This window comes from Lelliottia sp. RWM.1 (assembly GCF_016859735.1).
In the GTDB taxonomy this organism is placed as follows: domain Bacteria; phylum Pseudomonadota; class Gammaproteobacteria; order Enterobacterales; family Enterobacteriaceae; genus Enterobacter.
The window spans coordinates 25,860-40,747 of record NZ_WLVC01000013.1 but is presented as its reverse complement, the minus strand read 5'-3'; the positions used below and the strand labels follow the sequence as shown (position 1 = coordinate 40,747).

Sequence of the window (14,888 nt, the reverse complement as noted above, 5' to 3'; positions counted from 1 at the left end):
TAACTAGTACGTAAGTTCACACGAGAAAGGTATCTGAAAATGACAACACATAACGCTCTGCACGGATGGTGGCGCACTTCCTGATTATCGGGCAGTGTCACACGTATGCATAACGCATTCAGATACCAGGCCCGCTCCCAAGCGGGCTTTTTTTTGAACAGAATAAATGAGAACAACACAATGCAAACAGCCAAACCTACCCTCGAATTGCTGACCTGCGAGGCGGCCTATCGCCACAACCCAACCGCGCTGTTTCACCAGGTCTGCGGCGCGCGTCCGGCAACCTTACTTCTGGAATCTGCTGATATCGACAGTAAAGACGATCTGAAAAGCCTGCTGCTGGTTGACAGTGCGCTGCGTATTACTGCGCTAGGTGACACTGTCACCATTAAAGCATTATCGGAAAATGGCGCTGCACTGCTGCCGCTGCTGGATGCAGCATTGCCTGCCGGCATTGAGAATGAACACCATCCTGACATGCGCACACTGCACTTCCCTCCGGTCAGCCAGTTGCTGGATGAGGATGCGCGTCTGTGTTCGCTGTCTGTTTTCGATGCTTTCCGTCTGCTGCAAACGCTGGTGTCAGTTCCTGAAGATGAACGCGAAGCCATGTTCTTCGGTGGGTTGTTTGCTTATGACCTGGTGGCGGGTTTCGAGGATTTACCGGAAACCGAACAAGGCAACCGTTGCCCGGATTACTGCTTCTATCTGGCCGAAACCTTGTTGGTGATCGACCATCAGAAAAAATACACCCGCATCCAGGCCAGCCTGTTTACACCGTCAGCATCGGAGAAAAAACGGCTTGAGCATCGTATCACGCAACTGCAGCAGCAAATGACCGAAGAACCTCCGGCCTTGCCTGTTCAACGCGTTGAGCAGATGCAGTGTGACGTGAGTCAGACTGACGATCAGTACGGTGCAATCGTGCGTCAGATGCAAAAAGCGATTCGTGCTGGTGAAATTTTCCAGGTGGTTCCTTCTCGCCGTTTCTCGCTGCCTTGCCCGTCGCCGCTGGCCGCTTACGATGTTCTGAAAAAGAGCAACCCAAGCCCTTACATGTTCTTTATGCAGGACAACGATTTCACCCTGTTTGGCGCATCCCCGGAAAGCTCGCTGAAATATGATGCCACCAGCCGCCAGATTGAAATTTACCCTATCGCCGGGACGCGTCCTCGTGGCCGTCGCACAGATGGAACACTGGATCGCGATCTCGACAGCCGTATCGAACTGGAAATGCGCACCGACCATAAAGAGATGTCCGAACATTTGATGCTGGTCGACCTGGCACGTAACGACCTGGCACGCATTTGCACCCCTGGTAGCCGTTATGTCGCGGATTTAACCAAAGTAGACCGTTATTCATTTGTGATGCACCTGGTATCCCGCGTAGTCGGTGAACTCCGCCACGACCTGGATGTGCTTCACGCCTACCGTGCCTGCATGAATATGGGCACGCTGAGCGGCGCACCAAAAGTACGCGCAATGCAGCTGATTGCCGGAGCAGAAGGTCGCCGTCGCGGCAGTTACGGCGGCGCAGTGGGCTATTTTACCGCCCACGGTGACCTCGATACCTGCATCGTGATTCGTTCTGCCTACGTGGAAGATGGCATTGCCACCGTCCAGGCCGGTGCGGGCATTGTTCTTGATTCTGTTCCGCAGTCCGAAGCTGACGAAACACGCAGTAAAGCTCGCGCGGTATTGCGCGCCATCGCAACCGCACACCATGCACAGGAGATTTTCTGATGGCTGACATTCTGCTGCTCGATAACATCGACTCTTTTACATACAACCTGGCAGATCAGCTGCGTGCAAATGGTCACAACGTCGTTATCTACCGCAACCATGTTCCGGCTCAGACGTTGATTGAACGTCTGGAAACCATGCAAAATCCGGTACTGATGCTCTCTCCGGGCCCTGGTGCACCAAGCGAAGCGGGCTGCATGCCTGAATTACTGACCCGTATGCGCGGAAAATTACCGATTATCGGTATCTGTCTGGGGCATCAGGCGATTGTGGAAGCATACGGCGGATATGTCGGCCAGGCGGGTGAGATCCTGCACGGTAAAGCCTCCAGCATTGAACATGATGGACAAGCGATGTTCGCGGGGCTGCCAAACCCGCTGCCTGTTGCGCGTTACCACTCACTGGTCGGCAGCAATATCCCGGCGGGGCTGACCATTAACGCCTCCTTTGAAGGCATGGTAATGGCTGTTCGTCACGATGCGGATCGTGTCTGTGGCATGCAATTCCATCCAGAATCGATCCTGACCTCTAATGGCGCTCGTTTGCTGGAACAAACCCTCAACTGGGCGTTACAAAAACTGGAGCAGACCAACACTCTGCAACCGATTCTGGAGAAGCTGTATCAGGCGCAGACGCTGAGCCAGCAGGAGAGCCATCAACTCTTCTCGGCCGTTGTTCGCGGTGAACTGAAACCTGAACAGCTTGCAGCCGCACTGGTCAGCATGAAAGTACGTGGTGAAAGCCCACAGGAAATTGCCGGGGCCGCCACCGCATTACTGGAGAATGCCGCACCGTTCCCGCGTCCGGATTACCCCTTTGCCGATATCGTCGGAACCGGTGGTGATGGTAGCAACAGTATCAACATTTCTACCGCCAGTGCCTTTGTTGCCGCAGCATGTGGTATGAAAGTGGCAAAACACGGAAACCGCAGTGTTTCCAGCCGCTCCGGTTCTTCCGACCTGCTGGCTGCCTTCGGCATTAACCTGGACATGAAAGCCGAGCGCTCACGCGAAGCTCTGGATGATTTAGGGGTGTGCTTCCTGTTCGCGCCGAAATACCACACGGGATTCCGCCACGCAATGCCGGTACGCCAGCAGCTTAAGACCCGTACGCTGTTTAACGTACTGGGGCCATTGATTAACCCGGCGCATCCTCCGCTGGCGCTGATCGGTGTTTACAGCCCGGAACTGGTGCTGCCGATTGCTGAAACCTTGCGTGTTCTGGGTTATCAGCGTGCCGCAGTGGTGCACAGCGGTGGTATGGATGAGGTTTCCCTCCACGCGCCGACCCTGGTCGCAGAACTGCGTGATGGGGAGATTCAGAGCTATCAGCTTGAAGCGTCAGATTTCGGCTTAGCGCCATACCATAAAGACGCGCTGGCTGGCGGAACACCCGAAGAAAACCGTGACATTCTCACCCGCTTACTACAAGGTAAAGGTGAAGCCGCCCATGAGGCTGCTGTTGCCGCCAACGTCGCCATGCTGATGCGTTTGCACGGTGAGGAAGACCTGCAGGCCAACGCACAAAAAGTTATCGCCGTACTGCGATCCGGTGCAGCCTACGATCGCGTTACCGCACTTGCGGCAAGAGGGTAAATAATGCAGACCGTTTTAGCAAAAATCGTCGCCGATAAGGCCATCTGGGTTGAAGCACGTAAACAACAACAACCGCTCGCCAGTTTTCAGAATGATGTTATTCCGAGCAGCCGTCGTTTTTATGACGCCCTGCAGGGTGCGCGTACCGTGTTTATCCTGGAGTGTAAAAAAGCCTCCCCGTCAAAAGGGGTTATCCGTGACGATTTCGACCCGGCACGTATTGCTGGTATCTACAAACACCATGCGTCAGCCATCTCTGTGCTGACGGATGAAAAATACTTCCAGGGCAGTTTCGATTTTCTGCCGATTGTCAGCCAGATCGCACCACAACCGATTCTGTGCAAAGACTTTATTATCGACCCGTATCAGATATGGCTGGCGCGTTTTTACCAGGCTGACGCCTGCCTGCTGATGCTGTCAGTGCTTGATGACGAACAGTATCGCCAACTTTCGGCGGTTGCGCACAGTCTGAACATGGGTGTGTTGACCGAGGTCAGCAACGAAGAAGAGCTGGAGCGTGCTATCGCCCTGAAGGCAAAAGTCGTTGGTATCAATAATCGCGACCTGCGCGATCTCTCCATCGACCTTAACCGCACACGTCAGCTTGCCCCGCGTCTGGGTTCCGGTGTGACGGTGATCAGCGAGTCCGGGATTAACCGCTACGCTCAGGTACGTGAGTTGAGCCACTTTGCCAATGGTTTCCTGATTGGTTCAGCCATGATGGCCTATGACGATCTCAATGCTGCCGTACGTCGGGTGCTGTTGGGTGAGAACAAAGTGTGCGGCCTGACCCGTGAACAAGATGCCCTCGCGGCCTATGAAGCGGGCGCTATTTACGGTGGTCTGATCTTTGTGGAATCGTCTCCTCGCGCAGTCACCGAAGACCAGGCACGCGCGGTGATCGCTGCCGCACCACTGAGTTATGTGGGCGTGTTCCGTCACGCGGCTATCGACGAGATTACCGCCAAAGCGGAAGCCTTATCCCTGAGCGCCGTACAACTGCACGGTGATGAAGATCAGAACTATATCAACGCGTTGCGTACAGCTCTCGCCCCACAGGTGCAAATCTGGAAAGCGCAGAGCGTAGGCGAAACACTGCCAGCCCGTAATCTGAATCATGTTGATAAATACGTGCTCGACAACGGCAAGGGCGGTACAGGCCAGCGGTTTGACTGGGCATTGCTTAACGGTGAAGTACTGGACAATGTTCTGCTCGCGGGCGGACTGAGCCCGGATAACTGCGTAGAAGCCGCCAAAACCGGCTGCGCAGGCCTCGATTTCAATTCAGGCGTAGAGTCCCAGCCGGGAATCAAAGATGCCGGCAAGCTGGCCTCGGTGTTTAAGACGCTGCGTGCATATTAAGGAAGAGAAGATGACAACATTACTTAATCCCTATTTTGGTGAGTTCGGCGGGATGTACGTCCCGCAAATCCTGATGCCTGCCCTGCGCCAGCTGGAAGAGGCGTTCGTGAGTGCGCAGAAAGATCCGGCATTCCAGGCTGAGTTTACCGACCTGCTGAAAAACTACGCAGGCCGCCCGACGGCACTGACCAAATGCCGCAACCTGACCGAAGGCACGAAAACCACGCTGTACCTCAAACGTGAAGATTTACTGCATGGGGGTGCGCACAAAACCAACCAGGTATTGGGCCAAGCGCTGCTTGCCAAACGCATGGGGAAAACCGAAATCATCGCAGAAACCGGTGCGGGCCAGCACGGTGTGGCATCTGCACTTGCCAGTGCCCTGCTCGGCCTGAAATGCCGCATTTACATGGGCGCTAAGGACGTAGAACGTCAGTCTCCAAACGTCTTCCGTATGCGTCTGATGGGTGCAGAAGTGATCCCGGTACACAGCGGCTCCGCCACATTGAAAGATGCCTGTAACGAAGCGCTGCGCGACTGGTCTGGCAGCTATGACACCGCGCACTACATGCTCGGAACCGCTGCGGGCCCACACCCGTTCCCGACTATCGTGCGTGAATTCCAGCGTATGATCGGTGAAGAGACAAAAGCACAGATTCTGGAAAAAGAAGGTCGTCTGCCTGATGCAGTCATTGCCTGCGTGGGTGGCGGCTCGAACGCCATCGGCATGTTTGCCGATTTCATCGATGATACTCGTGTGGGCCTGATCGGTGTTGAGCCTGCTGGTCACGGCATCGAAACCGGTGAACATGGTGCGCCCCTCAAACATGGTCGCGTTGGGATCTATTTCGGTATGAAGTCACCGATGATGCAGACCGACGAAGGCCAGATTGAAGAGTCATATTCCATCTCTGCCGGCCTCGATTTCCCATCCGTTGGACCGCAACATGCCTACCTGAACAGTATTGGTCGCGCGGATTACGTCTCCATCACCGATGACGAAGCGCTGGAAGCCTTTAAAACACTGTGTCGCCACGAAGGGATCATCCCGGCGCTGGAGTCCTCTCACGCCCTGGCGCATGCGCTGAAAATGATCAAAGAAAATCCGGAAAAAGAGCAATTGCTGGTGGTTAACCTTTCCGGTCGCGGTGACAAAGATATCTTCACCGTTCACGATATTTTGAAAGCACGAGGGGAAATCTGATGGAACGCTATGATAACGCATTTGCACAATTGAAAGCCCGCCAGGAAGGCGCATTCGTTCCTTTCGTGACGCTTGGCGACCCAGGCCCAGAGCAATCCCTGAAAATTATCGATACGCTGATTGAAGCGGGAGCCGATGCACTGGAATTAGGTATCCCGTTCTCTGACCCACTGGCTGATGGCCCGACCATTCAGAATGCGACCCTGCGTGCGTTTGCGGCGGGTGTCACCCCGACGCAATGTTTTGAGATGCTGGCCGCTATTCGCCAGAAGCACCCGACGATCCCGATAGGTCTTCTGATGTACGCCAACCTGGTTTTTAACCGCGGTATTGATGAGTTTTATGCCGAGTGCGCACGCGTCGGCGTAGATTCTGTGCTGGTTGCCGACGTACCGATTGAAGAATCCGCTCCGTTCCGTCAGGCTGCAATGCGCCATAACGTTGCGCCAATTTTCATCTGCCCGCCAAATGCGGATGATGAACTGCTGCGCCAGATTGCGTCATTTGGGCGCGGGTATACCTACCTGCTCTCCCGGGCTGGCGTGACCGGGGCGGAGAACAAAGCGGCCCTGCCGCTGCACCATCTGGTGGAGAAACTGGCGGAATACCATGCAGCCCCACCGCTGCAAGGGTTCGGTATCTCTTCGCCTGAGCAGGTAAAGGCAGCAATCGATGCCAAAGCCGCAGGGGCAATTTCCGGCTCTGCTATCGTGAAAATCATCGAGAAGAACGTTGATCAACCGGAGCTGATGCTGTCTGAACTGAAAGCCTTCGCCACCGTCATGAAAGCCGCAACACGTCAAGCCTGACCCCTCTGACCGTCTGGCGAGCCCGCCAGACGGTTACTCTCCTTTGATGCTGTCGGCATACTGGCGAACCAGTCTGAACAGATCGTTGACGTCCTGCGCCTTCCAGTTGCTGAAAATCTGATTCATCAGCGTCATGCGCGCATCCGCAATTCTCATGGTGAGTGCTTTTCCTTCCGGGGAAATCGTAACGCTGGTAATGCGTTTATCTTTCTCGTGCGCCTGTTTCACGGCCAGCCCATGTGACTCCAGCCGTTTAACCTGCCGGCTCACCGTGGTGTAGTCGCGTCCCAGCCCGTCAGCCAGTTCAACCACCCCTACCGGACCATAGCGGTCCAGCGCAATAAGAAGCGGGAAAAGCGCCTGATCCAGGTGTACTCCCGCTTCAGAGAGCAACATCTCATCCCGTTTGGGTTGATTCATTACGCTGATGATATCCAGTAATGCACCGTGAAAATCGGTGACGTCATATTTATGTGCATGTTGCATATATTTTCCTGCGGCGTATAGTGCTGATATCAGTTATGTGCATTTTACACATATTCTATCCTGGAGGATATCTCATGAAAGCTGCAATCGTATTCGATCTTAATCAGGGCCCGGTGTATACCGAAACCGCCAGCCCAGCACCACAGCCGGGACAACATATTGTTCATGTCCAGGCCTCGGCGATAAGCCATGTTGTGAAAAGCCGCGCGTCCGGCAAACACTACAGTTTTGATGGAGCGCTACCGTTTATTACCGGTATTGATGGAACCGGGATCACTGCAGACGGTCAGCGTGTTTATTTCGCGTTCCCGCCTTCCCCCTGGGGCAGCATGGCAGAGTATGTCCCTGTCGCTATCGAGCACTGTGTTCCTCTTCCTGAAAATCTGGATGCAGCCACAGCAGCGGCGATGGCAAACCCCGGCATGTCTGCCTGGGCGGCTCTTGTGAAACGGGCGCAACTTCAGGCGGGCGAAACGGTGCTCGTCAACGGTGCAACGGGAAGCGCCGGACAACTCGCCGTGCAAATCGCACGGTATCTGGGGGCGGGAAAAGTGATCGTCACAGGACGGAATCTGCAGGTATTAGCCCAACTGCAAGCCGACGAGAGCGTACTGTTAAACGATGATGCAACGTCTATCACACAACAATTATCGCGTCTCGCCGCAAATGGGATTGACGTGGTCGTTGACTATCTGTGGGGTAACAGCGCAAGCGCCCTGCTGGCGGCGCTAGCTAAACACACTCCCGGAGTCTCTCCTGTACGTTTTGTGCAGGTTGGGGCGTTATCGGAAGGCGAAATTACGCTGCCCGGCGCAGTACTTCGTTCATCTCCCATTCAGTTAATGGGCAGCGGGATTGGCAGCCTTTCCATGGCAGACCTTCTCCAGGCAACGGCTGAAATGTTGCAGGCGGCCGTACCGGGTGGCTTTACCATTGCCACAACACCTGCGCGGCTGGAAGATGTCGCCGACGCCTGGGCGCGCGACGACAGTAGACAGAGAACCGTGTTTGTGATGCCGTAATTCAGTGCACCACACTTTTCGAAAACAGGTTAATCACCACCACCCCGCCAATGATCATCATCATGCCCAGGATGGCGGGGAAATCGAGTTTTTGGCCCAAAAACAGCCAGCCTACAGCACCAATTAACACAATTCCGGCCCCTGACCAGATAGCGTAAATAATACCGGTAGGGATGGTTTTCATGGGAATGGTCAAACACCAGAAGGCAATGCAGTATCCCAGAACCGCAATAATACTCGGCAGCAGACGCGTGAAACTATCCGAGAGCTTTAGCGCTGTGGTCGCAATGACTTCCATCCCAATGGCAATCGCCAGAAAAAGAACAGCCTGTGGTGTCATAGTATCCTCAATAAAAAGCCAGCAAACTCACCATTATAAAGGGCTTTTATGACGGAACAGAGCAGTCTTTGTGGGGAGGTCAAAATTGATCGTATCGATACTTTTGGCGTTCCAGGCTTTTCAAACAGGCCTGTCGGCGTATGATCCCTGACTCTTTTTTCGGCTTATCAGCCATCTTTTTCCTTCTGAGTTCAGAGGTTTGCTCATGACATGGCAACATTTCAAACAAACTTACCTTGTTAAGTTCTGGTCGCCGGTTCCGGCCGTTATCGCTGCGGGGATCCTTTCGACCTATTATTTTGGTATTACCGGAACCTTCTGGGCCGTCACCGGTGAATTTACCCGCTGGGGTGGTCAGCTTTTACAGCTGGCAGGCGTCCATACTGAAGAATGGGGATACTTTAAGCTTATTCACCTGGATGGCACACCGCTCACGCGTATCGATGGCATGATGATCATCGGTATGTTTGGCGGCTGTTTTGCCGCTGCCCTGTGGGCAAACAACGTGAAGCTTCGAATGCCAAAAAGCCGTGTTCGCATCGCACAGGCTGTCGTCGGCGGCATCATTGCTGGCTTTGGCGCACGCCTGGCGATGGGCTGTAATCTGGCCGCATTCTTTACCGGTATCCCTCAGTTTTCTCTGCATGCGTGGTTCTTTGCTGTGGCAACGGCGATAGGCTCATACTTTGGCGCACGCTTTACGCTGCTGCCCCTCTTTCGTATTCCGGTAAAAATGGTCAAAGTCAGCGCGGCTTCACCGTTAACGCAAAAGCCGGATCAGGCTCGTCGCCGTTTCCGGATGGGGATGCTGATTTTCATCGCCATGATTGCCTGGGGCATCTGCACCGCAATGAATCAGCCTAAACTCGGCCTGGCAATGCTGTTCGGCGTAGGATTTGGCTTACTGATTGAGCGGGCACAAATCTGTTTTACCTCTGCGTTTCGCGATATGTGGATCACCGGGCGCACCATGATGGCAAAAGCCATCATTGCCGGGATGGCCGTGAGCGCGATCGGCATTTTCAGTTACGTTCAACTCGGCGTTGAACCCAAAATCATGTGGGCGGGCCCGAATGCTGTTATTGGCGGACTACTGTTCGGTTTCGGGATTGTTCTGGCTGGCGGGTGTGAAACGGGCTGGATGTACCGCGCCGTTGAAGGCCAGGTTCATTACTGGTGGGTAGGTTTCGGTAACGTCATAGGCTCGACGATTCTGGCGTATTTCTGGGATGATCTGTCGCCCGTTCTCGCCACCAACTGGGATAAGGTCAACCTTCTTAACACCTTTGGCCCACTGGGCGGTCTACTCGTCACTTACGCGCTGTTGCTGGTTGCCTTCTTGCTGGTTATCGCGCAGGAAAAACGCTTTTTTCGCCGTGCTGCCCTCAAAACTGACACACAGGAGAATGTCGCATGAAAACGATCGTTCCTGACTATCGTCTGGATATGGTAGGTGAGCCTTGCCCCTATCCCGCAGTGGCTACGCTGGAAGCGCTGCCCCAGCTAAAGAAAGGTGAAATACTGGAAGTGGTGAGCGACTGCCCGCAGTCGATTAACAACATTCCGCTGGATGCGCAAAACCATGGTTATACCGTGCTGGATATTCAACAGGACGGCCCAACCATTCGCTACTTAATTCAGAAATAACCTTGCTTTGCGCCCTACTCCAGGGCGCATGCCTGCCCTGCACAATATCGTCTAAAAAACCGCCGTAGTTCGCATTTTCATCGTCCTCACAGGCATAGTGTATGAGGAGTTTCCAGGAGGATATACCGATGAAAAAAATACTGATTTGTTGTCTTTTCGGCAATACCGCGACTGCACTTGCAAAGAAAATGCAGCACGTTGCCGATGAACGTGGCTATCCGCTCGTGGTGAGTGCCGTGGGGCTGGATAATTTCGCCAGCGTCGCCCCCGCGTTTGATGGCTTTCTGGTTGCACCACACATCCAATATAAGCTTGATGAACTGTTACAGGAGATTGGCAAAGAGCAGCCCATCGTCATTATAGAGAGCTACCCGTATGCGTCACTGGACGGGGAAACGGTACTGATGTATGCGCTGGAACATATGCCTGAGCTGGGAATAAACTAAAAAAGTGCCCTGATATAACAGCCTGTCGATAATGACGCGTCATAGAGACAAAAGCCTCGACAGATTCGAGGCTTTTGACGAATTAAGCCGTTTTAGGCTACTAACCACCCGGTTCTTTACCGGAACGTTGCATCCAGCGGTACTTCAGCATCAGGTTCATGCGTGATGCGGTTTCTCAGATCACGACGAATCATTTCGATAGCCCAGAACCAGAAAATATGACCGATCAATTCAGAAATGTATTCATCTGCCGGAATATTAAATAATGAAGGCGTTAAGTTAAGTAATGGGAAGGATATCCAGTGTACGGCAATGGTAGCAACAATACCGGCCCAGACACCCTGCCACAATTTAACCTTAGGAAATACTTCTGCAACAACACAATATCCGATGGCGAAGACCAAAGAGAAAATAATGTGCGTCACCATTACCGGATTAATAATATGTTCTGAAAACGTATAGACGGTATGCGTTGGATCTATACCGAGGTAGTCGCGCAGGAAGAGGTATGGAGGATTAAACTCATCTCGACCACCCGAGAAGGTTCTTGGTGGCAGAGGAACTTCCGCCCCCCATTTCACAAACGCAGACATTACGCCGGCGATGATACCGACAAAAAAAGCAACGCCATAACGACGGCGACCAGGTGCTGTTTGTACGAAGAAATCTTTCACTGCCATGTTATACCACCAAAGAATTATCTCTATTTGCGTGTGGTAATGCTTAATGAATCACACGCCGCTAACATTGACCTGGATCACACTTTTTTCGATACTCTCTATATTCTTTCACTCTATTTTAGAACTTTAAAATTGCAACCAGAACATCCCTACCAAATATAAGTATGAAAGTGTAGATGAATGGAGGAACGCCTCTCCGTGTTTAGTATTTCAAACAAAATGACTTCCCCAAAACCCTGGCATATATACGTACACTCCATTCAGAATTTTCTTGTCTTGCATTTCAAAAAATCAACTATCAGCATCTATCAGTAATAACGAGCCAAGACTACCCGCTGGAACACTGTGCGTAGCGCCTCTGGGTATAAGATAAAAATCGCCACTTTTGAGGTAAAAGGACTCCCCGTCAACAACTAACGACATCTCACCATCGATAACCACCAGCAATTCATCAAATCCGGCATGAGTTTCATCAGGAATGCCATCTCCTCCCATCCTGATTAATTTAATGTTTGCGTTACCCACATTGCCCACTATTAACGATTTCCAGACACCGGGTAAATCTAACGCTATTTTATGCAATGCACCTGTATTCACTTCACACCCGCGGTTCTCAGAAAATGATAGTGATAACGCACTTCGGGTTCATCGCAAATTCGTAATGATAATAAGGTAATCTATTTTTGGGATTAGTCAGATGCCGGGCATGACTAAAATCCAGGCAGGCAATATTATCTCTCACACGAAACGTGTCTGTTCCTATCATCAGGATAACCATGAAATGAAACCACTTTTAATCATGTTGGTCACTCTGGCAGTCGCCGCCTGCTCAAACACACCAGTACCGACAAATCAGGCGAAAGAGGTCACAGCCCCGCAGCGTCTGACAACCGCTTACTCGCAAGCTGATGCCAACGCCGGAACCATTATTATCAAACGCGATGCAGGTAAGATGGGCAGCCTCTGTACGGTGCTTATCGCTATCGATGGCAATCATCTCGCCAATCTGGAATCAGAGGAGAAAGTCACGGCGTATGTTAGTCCTGGGCGTCATATTGTGAGTGCAGACCCTAAAGGTGCTTGCACTGGCGGCCTCAGCGAGCAAGCCTCAACGATCGTCAAAGGCGAAACACAGGTCTTTCGGGCAAGCTTTGCCAGTGCCGGAGACTTCAGTCTTTCACCGACAAATTTATGATAGAGAAAAACCTCTCCTGCATTAATACAACAAAATCAAAAAATCATCCTGGCGTGGCTAACTTACCGGAACAGCCACCGTCGGGATAACCGTTCATTTATTTGATTTGATATGTAATAAAATGCATGTCCAGGTCATCATCTTTACGAATGACTTCCCTGAACTCGCCCCCACTGACAGAGGCAATGGCTGAGCGCCAGAAACGCAACGCCGCCGTATTTTCCAGCATAACCCTTGTTTGCCAGTAACCAGGTCTTTCTGTCACAGCAAGACGAAACGCTTCTTTGCCGACGCCCATCCCTTTAAACTTGCGAAGAACGAAGAACTGGTCGACATCATAGGTTCGGACATCAAACGGGTAACGTCGCAACAAGCAGAACCCTGCCAGTTCATCCTCATCGTAAATCAGATAAGGCCAGTGATCGTCCCGACTCCAGTGGGGATCAAGCAGAGAGGAATTAAATAGATATTGTCCATCCTGCCCGCACCGCCACTTGCCATATTCAGCAAGATCATAAACATAATATCGGAAGAGATTTTCAATAATGTGCCGGTCATTCTCTGCCGTTCTTAAACTCACGTGATTAACCATAATGAGCGTATTTCCCTTAGTGCAAGATGTCATTATTACGGGAACACTGTTTATGCCCGTATATAAAGAGAGCAGACGGATCATTCTCTCTACCAGTGACAATCTGACACCATCCTGGAGAACAGTCTGGTGTTTAATTCAATTGTAGTGTGTTTTTTGAAAGCATTCTGTAACTGACAGTCTGATCGATGGTGTAGTATTTCTGAAAGAAATTCTTTAATCCAACGCCACCCATTATCCTTGGTGTGCCCGATTTATTCGCTGTTCGATTGATAATGGCAGTCAGTATGACTGAACCATCATCATTTACGATGGTAAGCGTATCACCATCATGGGAAAACTCATCAGATGATGAAACCGAGACATTAAAGAATCCCCGTTTCCAGTAGGTTGGCGCCATGTTAAATGTGTGGTTTTTATACGCACTGTGCTCACCCTCGATTTGCACGTTATCATCGAAAATACACTCGCTCACATCTGCGTTAAGTACGGGATCACCTGCTGTAATTTTTGATCCTCCATTCCACACGGGGTTTATTACTTTGATAATACTATCTTCAAGCCCGGCCGCAAGATTGAGATGAAACTGTCCATAATGCATCAGACCATTATCTGGCAATACCAGTATATCCACCGCGATATCCTGACGTAATGCCTCACGAATATTTTCGTTATTCTTGATATTGGTAGACTGAGATAGACCTGGCTTTTTATAATTATACATTCTTGTTTTCAGTAATCTTGTCGTTTTCCCGATATACTTTACTTCGCCATCACAGGTAAACGCATAAAGATTGTTACAGACATCATTGAATGATTCCGTCATTACATAATGCAACTCGCCATCCCGCAACGTCCAGTAACCGATTTTTATAAAACCAATATTAAGCAGACGATCCATTTCAGTTAATCCTCAACATGATGTTATATTAATATCATTCAATCTTTGTCTCTTTTCAATTGATATCTCCCACATTGATGTGTTAATGGGGCTGGCATCGGTGTTATCCCTGACTCTGTTGACCCACCTGATGAGCGACCAGTGACAACTCTGAGGCCATTACGCCAAAAACTGCGCACGGCAGAATAGCATTAGTACAAGTAGCACCCGCGTGCGACACACGCTATCATCTCTTATATCAGTGTCATAAACAGGGGTATGGATTGATCCCATAATGCGAGGGAGTGGATTGAGAGAAAGTCTGTTTTTTATTTCGGTCGCCATCATCTCATTTACATTCATTTTCATCTGGATCATGCTCGTTGGCCCGGTAAAGGGAGACGAAAAGACTTACATCCAGGATTCAACGACGTTCGCAATCGTGGTTATGGTGTTGCTCCTGATTGCATTCACAACCGTTTCTGTAACGGTTCTTATGTTCTGAAACGGAGCGGATGACAAACACATACAGAAAGAGTGGATATAATAAGATCGGTAATATTTTGCTTTATGAGAGGTCACAGAATGCGGCCTTTTTTATTGCGAACAGTTTATCTGTTCATCCATCTCCGCGTTATTCAAGTCGTCACATTCAGATAGTAGATTATCCGGTACAGTTCACCTCTCGGGTTAAGATCGTGAAAACCGCCATAGCTCTGCCGCTGATCCTCTTTATCCTGTTAGTCATCTTCGCCATTTTCATTGACCTTCCGGCCTCGCATGTTGTCAGAAGTAAATGTATATGGTCCGATAGCGTGATGCTGAGTTGCCATACCCGACATACTGGTAAAACGTTTTAAAGAGGTAACCGTCGTACCCGGTTGGCA

16 protein-coding genes and 1 other annotated feature are annotated in these 14,888 nt (G+C 51.2%); of the genes, 10 read left to right on the top strand and 6 right to left on the bottom strand.

Translation table 11 applies throughout. The features are described 5' to 3' along the window. The first annotated feature begins 60 nt into the window (after positions 1-60). Positions 61-155 (top strand) — a sequence feature (Trp leader region). Between the two features lie 25 nt (positions 156-180). From GF617_RS11980 to trpA, 5 genes are read left to right on the top strand one after another with little or no spacing between them, the layout of a single operon-like run. Further along, complete coding sequence (locus GF617_RS11980) at positions 181-1,743, top strand: anthranilate synthase component 1 (protein ID WP_203451734.1); 1,563 nt, start codon at positions 181-183, stop codon at positions 1,741-1,743. Further along, the gene (gene trpD, locus GF617_RS11975; RefSeq protein ID WP_181619657.1) at positions 1,743-3,338 is read left to right on the top strand and encodes a bifunctional anthranilate synthase glutamate amidotransferase component TrpG/anthranilate phosphoribosyltransferase TrpD; all 1,596 of its coding nucleotides are present in this window, start codon (positions 1,743-1,745) and stop codon (positions 3,336-3,338) included. The genes GF617_RS11980 and trpD overlap by 1 nt, the downstream gene beginning before the upstream one ends. Positions 3,339-3,341: 3 nt before the next feature. Beyond that, entirely contained in the window at positions 3,342-4,700 is a 1,359-nt protein-coding gene (gene trpCF, locus GF617_RS11970; RefSeq protein WP_181619658.1) for a bifunctional indole-3-glycerol-phosphate synthase TrpC/phosphoribosylanthranilate isomerase TrpF, read from the top strand. A 10-nt stretch (positions 4,701-4,710) separates the two neighbouring features. Then, positions 4,711-5,904 (top strand): tryptophan synthase subunit beta, encoded by a 1,194-nt coding sequence (trpB, locus tag GF617_RS11965; RefSeq protein ID WP_181619659.1) that lies wholly within the window; start codon positions 4,711-4,713, stop codon positions 5,902-5,904. Beyond that, positions 5,904-6,713 carry a tryptophan synthase subunit alpha gene (trpA, locus tag GF617_RS11960; RefSeq protein WP_203451733.1) on the top strand — a complete coding sequence of 270 codons (810 nt, stop codon included), beginning with the start codon at positions 5,904-5,906 and terminating at the stop codon, positions 6,711-6,713. The genes trpB and trpA overlap by 1 nt, the downstream gene beginning before the upstream one ends. Positions 6,714-6,746: 33 nt before the next feature. Here the strand turns inward: trpA and GF617_RS11955 are convergent, their stop codons facing one another. After that, positions 6,747-7,199, bottom strand: a complete 453-nt coding sequence (locus GF617_RS11955; RefSeq protein WP_203451732.1) for a MarR family winged helix-turn-helix transcriptional regulator — start codon at positions 7,197-7,199, stop codon at positions 6,747-6,749. A 74-nt stretch (positions 7,200-7,273) separates the two neighbouring features. Between GF617_RS11955 and GF617_RS11950 the strand changes: the two genes are divergently transcribed. Beyond that, a complete protein-coding gene (locus tag GF617_RS11950; RefSeq protein WP_203451731.1) occupies positions 7,274-8,221 on the top strand; it encodes a zinc-binding alcohol dehydrogenase family protein in 948 nt (315 codons plus the stop codon). Between the two features lies 1 nt (position 8,222). Here the strand turns inward: GF617_RS11950 and GF617_RS11945 are convergent, their stop codons facing one another. Further along, positions 8,223-8,561, bottom strand: a complete 339-nt coding sequence (locus GF617_RS11945; protein ID WP_181619663.1) for an SMR family transporter — start codon at positions 8,559-8,561, stop codon at positions 8,223-8,225. A gap of 205 nt (positions 8,562-8,766) precedes the next feature. Here GF617_RS11945 and yedE point away from each other — a divergent pair, with 205 nt between their 5' ends. The 3 genes from yedE (at position 8,767) to GF617_RS11930 (ending at position 10,654) form a co-directional block, all read left to right on the top strand. After that, complete coding sequence (gene yedE / locus GF617_RS11940; RefSeq protein ID WP_203451730.1) at positions 8,767-9,978, top strand: selenium metabolism membrane protein YedE/FdhT; 1,212 nt, start codon at positions 8,767-8,769, stop codon at positions 9,976-9,978. Beyond that, on the top strand, positions 9,975-10,208 hold the full coding sequence (yedF, locus tag GF617_RS11935) for a sulfurtransferase-like selenium metabolism protein YedF (protein WP_049841022.1): 234 nt from the start codon (positions 9,975-9,977) through the stop codon (positions 10,206-10,208). The genes yedE and yedF overlap by 4 nt, the downstream gene beginning before the upstream one ends. A 128-nt stretch (positions 10,209-10,336) precedes the next feature. After that, positions 10,337-10,654: a PTS sugar transporter subunit IIB gene (locus tag GF617_RS11930; protein ID WP_181619665.1), complete on the top strand. Its 318-nt coding sequence runs from the start codon at positions 10,337-10,339 to the stop codon at positions 10,652-10,654. 116 nt (positions 10,655-10,770) lie between these two features. Here GF617_RS11930 and GF617_RS11925 read toward each other — a convergent pair whose 3' ends face one another. Together GF617_RS11925 and GF617_RS11920 are read right to left on the bottom strand one after the other, a co-directional pair. Then, positions 10,771-11,334, bottom strand: a complete 564-nt coding sequence (locus GF617_RS11925) for a DUF1440 domain-containing protein (RefSeq protein WP_181619666.1) — start codon at positions 11,332-11,334, stop codon at positions 10,771-10,773. Positions 11,335-11,625: 291 nt separating this feature from the next. Next, positions 11,626-11,931: a cupin domain-containing protein gene (locus tag GF617_RS11920; protein WP_309228241.1), complete on the bottom strand. Its 306-nt coding sequence runs from the start codon at positions 11,929-11,931 to the stop codon at positions 11,626-11,628. 184 nt (positions 11,932-12,115) lie between these two features. Between GF617_RS11920 and GF617_RS11915 the strand changes: the two genes are divergently transcribed. Then, entirely contained in the window at positions 12,116-12,529 is a 414-nt protein-coding gene (locus GF617_RS11915; RefSeq protein ID WP_181619667.1) for a hypothetical protein, read from the top strand. A 97-nt stretch (positions 12,530-12,626) separates the two neighbouring features. Here GF617_RS11915 and GF617_RS11910 read toward each other — a convergent pair whose 3' ends face one another. Together GF617_RS11910 and GF617_RS11905 are read right to left on the bottom strand one after the other, a co-directional pair. Then, the gene (locus GF617_RS11910) at positions 12,627-13,205 is read right to left on the bottom strand and encodes a GNAT family N-acetyltransferase (protein ID WP_239006443.1); all 579 of its coding nucleotides are present in this window, start codon (positions 13,203-13,205) and stop codon (positions 12,627-12,629) included. Between the two features lie 49 nt (positions 13,206-13,254). Next, a complete protein-coding gene (locus GF617_RS11905; protein ID WP_203451729.1) occupies positions 13,255-14,022 on the bottom strand; it encodes a GIY-YIG nuclease family protein in 768 nt (255 codons plus the stop codon). Positions 14,023-14,888: the final 866 nt, after the last annotated feature.

Coding starts and splice junctions, on each gene's coding strand:
- GF617_RS11980 (WP_203451734.1), top strand. CDS start 181: ATGCAAACAGCCAAACCTACCCTCGAATTGCTGACCTGCGAGGCGGCC.
- trpD (WP_181619657.1), top strand. CDS start 1,743: ATGGCTGACATTCTGCTGCTCGATAACATCGACTCTTTTACATACAAC.
- trpCF (WP_181619658.1), top strand. CDS start 3,342: ATGCAGACCGTTTTAGCAAAAATCGTCGCCGATAAGGCCATCTGGGTT.
- trpB (WP_181619659.1), top strand. CDS start 4,711: ATGACAACATTACTTAATCCCTATTTTGGTGAGTTCGGCGGGATGTAC.
- trpA (WP_203451733.1), top strand. CDS start 5,904: ATGGAACGCTATGATAACGCATTTGCACAATTGAAAGCCCGCCAGGAA.
- GF617_RS11955 (WP_203451732.1), bottom strand. CDS start 7,199: ATGCAACATGCACATAAATATGACGTCACCGATTTTCACGGTGCATTA.
- GF617_RS11950 (WP_203451731.1), top strand. CDS start 7,274: ATGAAAGCTGCAATCGTATTCGATCTTAATCAGGGCCCGGTGTATACC.
- GF617_RS11945 (WP_181619663.1), bottom strand. CDS start 8,561: ATGACACCACAGGCTGTTCTTTTTCTGGCGATTGCCATTGGGATGGAA.
- yedE (WP_203451730.1), top strand. CDS start 8,767: ATGACATGGCAACATTTCAAACAAACTTACCTTGTTAAGTTCTGGTCG.
- yedF (WP_049841022.1), top strand. CDS start 9,975: ATGAAAACGATCGTTCCTGACTATCGTCTGGATATGGTAGGTGAGCCT.
- GF617_RS11930 (WP_181619665.1), top strand. CDS start 10,337: ATGAAAAAAATACTGATTTGTTGTCTTTTCGGCAATACCGCGACTGCA.
- GF617_RS11925 (WP_181619666.1), bottom strand. CDS start 11,334: ATGGCAGTGAAAGATTTCTTCGTACAAACAGCACCTGGTCGCCGTCGT.
- GF617_RS11915 (WP_181619667.1), top strand. CDS start 12,116: ATGAAACCACTTTTAATCATGTTGGTCACTCTGGCAGTCGCCGCCTGC.
- GF617_RS11910 (WP_239006443.1), bottom strand. CDS start 13,205: ATGATCCGTCTGCTCTCTTTATATACGGGCATAAACAGTGTTCCCGTA.
- GF617_RS11905 (WP_203451729.1), bottom strand. CDS start 14,022: ATGGATCGTCTGCTTAATATTGGTTTTATAAAAATCGGTTACTGGACG.